Raw genomic sequence first — 3342 nt, 5'->3', positions numbered from 1 at the left:
GGGCGGCGGCGTCGGCCGCCAGCTTGCGGTCTGCCTCGGCCTTCTTGCGGGCTTCGTCCGCGCGGCGTTGCGCCTCGGCGCGCTTCTTGGCGTCTTCGGCCGCGCGGCGGGCTTCTTCCACGCGGCGCGCCTCTTCGGCCTTCCTGCGCGCCTCTTCGGCTTTGCGGGCTTCTTCGATCTGCTTGGTGATCGCCGCGTCCAGGTCAGTGATCAGGCGCGACAGGCGCTGATCATCGCGGCCCAGCTTGTTGGCTTCGGCGCGCTGGGCGGCGATCTGCCCTTCCAGTTGCGCCAGCAGCGTGGCGCGCTCTTTCTGCTGGCCGACCAGGGCGGTCTTCTGTTCGGAGGTTTCGGCCACGACCTTTTCGATCTCGCCGCGGCGGGCATCGGCACGCGCCTGCAAGGCGGCCAGGCGGTCGATGTCGGCCCGCAGCGCCTGCACGGCATTGGCGCGGGCCTGCGACACGTAATCCAGGTAGCCGAGGTTACGGCCCAGCACCTGGGGATCGTCGCCGGACAGCAGCGCCGTCCAGGGCGACACGCCGCTGGTGTATTGGGTGCGCAGCTGATCGGCAAGCTCGGTGCGGCGCTTTGCCAGCACGGCCTCTTGCGCGCCAATCTGCTTTTCCAGGCTGGCCAGGTCGGCCTGCGCCTGGCGGTTGGCCTCGCCCAATTCCCGCAAGCGCAGGTTGATCCTGGAAATCGAGGACTCCGACTGCTTGAGCGCGTCGGCCGCTTCCTTGCGGGCGGCCTCGCGGCCGTCGATGTCCTTTTGCAGGTTCTCGATGCGGTCGCGCAAGGCGGCCTGCTGGCGTTCGGCGTCGGACTGGCGCCCGGCAAGGTCGTTGGGGGCCGCGCGGGCCGACAACACCCCACCTGCCAACATGACCGCCAACAACAACCCTGCCGTGTGACGCATAGAAGGACCTGCTCTCACCGGAAGGAGCCTCGCACAAACTGGAAATCGAAGGCCAGGCCAGGCGTGGCCGACGCCGCGCGGCCTGCACCACGCAAGGTGGCCACCACGACGCCTGGCGCCCGAGTGCCAGCCTGCCCGGAGGGTGATTGCGCAATCATGCGGGGTTCCATCTGGTGTGAACGGGTCCTTTTAGTCCTTCTTGGCCTTGCCCTGGGCGGCCACGGCAGCCATGGCCGCCTCGATCTCGGCGGCATCGCCCAGATAATAGTGGCGGATGGGGCGCAGGTCATCATCCAATTCGTAGACCAGCGGCTGGCCGGTCGGAATATTGAGGTTGACGATGTCGTCGTCGGACACATTGTCCAGGTGCTTGATGAGCGCGCGCAAGCTGTTGCCGTGGGCGGCGACCAGCACCTTGCGGCCGGAGCGGATGGCCGGGGCGATGGACTCGTTCCAGAACGGCAGCACGCGGGCCACGGTGTCTTTCAGGCACTCGGTGGCCGGCAGCTGGTCGGCCGGGATCTTGGCGTAGCGGCTGTCGAAACGCGGATGACGCTCGTCGTCCAGCGACAGCGGTTCCGGGGCGATGGCATAGGCGCGGCGCCAGACTAGGACCTGCTCGTCGCCGTACTTGGCGGCGGTTTCGGCCTTGTTCAGGCCTTGCAGCGCGCCATAGTGGCGTTCGTTCAGGCGCCAGTTCACGCCCACGGGGGTGTACATGGCGTCCATGGCGTCCAGCGCGATCCACAACGTGCGGATGGCGCGCTTGAGCAGCGACGAATAGGCCAGATCGAAGGTGTAGCCCTCTTTCTTCAGCAATTCTCCGGCCTTGCGGGCCTGTTCACGGCCGGTTTCGGTCAGGTCGACGTCGGTCCAGCCAGTGAAACGGTTTTCCAGATTCCATTGGCTTTCGCCGTGGCGCATCAGAACAAGTTTATGCATGGTTTGGCACGCTTTCCGCGCGGGTTAAAGTTAGGGGATGGTTAAAGAATGCGCTCATTTTATAATTGAGTGATTTTGCCCTTGATTTTGCCCCGGCGCACCCGCCCATTTCCCTGGCGCGGCCCCTGAGGCGACGCCAAGGGTTCGCCCCTACCAGGCTTGTCGCCGTACTTCAGGATGCCCCGTGGATCTTCTGCAATTCTTGCTCGATAAAAATAACGTCTTCATCGTCGCCGTCGCCGTGATCTCCGGCGTGATGCTGGCCATTCCCGCGCTCCGCAAGGGGCGCAGCGGCTCGGCCGTCAGCACCGGCGAGGCCATCCAGATGGTCAACCAGCGCAATGCCGTGTGGGTCGACGTGCGTCCCGCCGAGCAATTCCAGGCCGGCCATATCGCCCAGGCACGCAACTTGCCGGCCGCCGACATCGAACAAAAGGCCGCGTCGCTGCCCAAGAACAAGCCGCTGGTCGTGGTTTGCGACAATGGCCGCGATTCCGCCCGTGCCGCAGCCAAGCTGCGCGCGCAAGGTTTCACCGACGTCGTGCCGCTGGATGGCGGCATGCGCGCCTGGTCGGCCGCCAGCCTGCCGGTTACCCAGAAGGGTTGAACCGGGGCGCCCGTCCCTTTCTTCAAACCCGAATCGCAGGAGCGCCTATGAATAAAGTTGTCATGTACAGCAAGGACTATTGTCCTTACTGCGCCCGCGCCAAGGCTCTGCTCGAGCAACGCGGCGTGACCGACCTGGAGATCATCCAGATCGACCGCGACCCGTCCCAGCGCGATGTCATGATCGAACGTACCGGCCGGCGCACCGTGCCGCAGATCTTCATCGGCGATACCCATGTCGGCGGTTGCGACGACTTGATGGCCCTGGACCGCTCGGGTGGCCTTGCCCCCTTGCTGAACGGCTAATCGCCCTCTCTTTTGCCCCCTCCACCAACGGAAACACTCATGGCTGATCAAGACCAAAACACCCAGCAAGAAGGCGGCAACGACGCGCCCTCGTTCAATCTGCAACGCGTCTACCTGAAAGACCTTTCGCTGGAAATGCCGAACGCGCCTCACGTCTTCCTGGAGCAAGAAGCGCCCCAGGTCGAAGTGAGCATCACCGTGGGCGGCCAGCGTCTGGCGGAAACCGTGTTCGAGACCACGGTCACCGTCACCGTCACCACCCGCATCAACGATAAGGTCGTGTACCTGGTCGAAGGCACGCAAGCCGGCATCTTCGAAGCCGCCAACATTCCGGAAGAGCAGCTGGATCCGCTGCTGGGCATCGTCTGCCCGACCATGCTGTACCCGTACCTGCGCGCCAACATCGCCGACGCGATCACCCGCACCTCGATGCCGCCGCTGCACCTGACGGAAGTCAACTTCCAGGCCCTGTACGAGCAGCGCCTGGCCGAACTGCAACAGCAGCAAGGCGCGACCAACGGCAATGGCAACGGCAGCGACTCGGGCATCATTCTGCCCCCCAGCGCCAC

The 3342-nt window shown here is 65.0% G+C and carries 4 protein-coding genes and 1 pseudogene; 3 read left to right on the top strand and 2 right to left on the bottom strand.

Going from position 1 to position 3342, the window contains the following annotated elements:
• Together VIR09_RS19335 and gpmA are read right to left on the bottom strand one after the other, a co-directional pair.
• Window positions 1–919 (bottom strand): annotated as a pseudogene (locus VIR09_RS19335) (peptidase); the annotation flags it as partial.
• Between the two features lie 189 nt (window positions 920–1108).
• Window positions 1109–1861, bottom strand: coding sequence for a 2,3-diphosphoglycerate-dependent phosphoglycerate mutase (gpmA, locus tag VIR09_RS19330; protein ID WP_105555955.1), 753 nt, complete (start codon window positions 1859–1861; stop codon window positions 1109–1111).
• A 184-nt stretch (window positions 1862–2045) separates the two neighbouring features.
• On the opposite strand from gpmA, the gene VIR09_RS19325 reads away from it, so the two are divergent.
• The 3 genes from VIR09_RS19325 to secB form a co-directional block, all read left to right on the top strand.
• Window positions 2046–2468, top strand: a complete 423-nt coding sequence (locus VIR09_RS19325) for a rhodanese-like domain-containing protein (RefSeq protein WP_199196740.1) — start codon at window positions 2046–2048, stop codon at window positions 2466–2468.
• Between the two features lie 47 nt (window positions 2469–2515).
• Window positions 2516–2773: a glutaredoxin 3 gene (grxC, locus tag VIR09_RS19320; RefSeq protein WP_088588734.1), complete on the top strand. Its 258-nt coding sequence runs from the start codon at window positions 2516–2518 to the stop codon at window positions 2771–2773.
• Window positions 2774–2812: 39 nt separating this feature from the next.
• The coding region (secB, locus tag VIR09_RS19315) for a protein-export chaperone SecB (protein WP_332014332.1) at window positions 2813–3342 on the top strand (530 nt) is incomplete at its 3' end.

The sequence above is a fragment of the Achromobacter sp. genome (assembly GCF_036567245.1).
GTDB lineage: Bacteria > Pseudomonadota > Gammaproteobacteria > Burkholderiales > Burkholderiaceae_B > Achromobacter.
The sequence above is the reverse complement of the archived record's forward strand: the minus strand, read 5'-3'. Positions and strand labels throughout refer to the sequence as shown.

Coding starts and splice junctions, on each gene's coding strand:
- grxC (WP_088588734.1), top strand. CDS start 2,516: ATGAATAAAGTTGTCATGTACAGCAAGGACTATTGTCCTTACTGCGCC.
- gpmA (WP_105555955.1), bottom strand. CDS start 1,861: ATGCATAAACTTGTTCTGATGCGCCACGGCGAAAGCCAATGGAATCTG.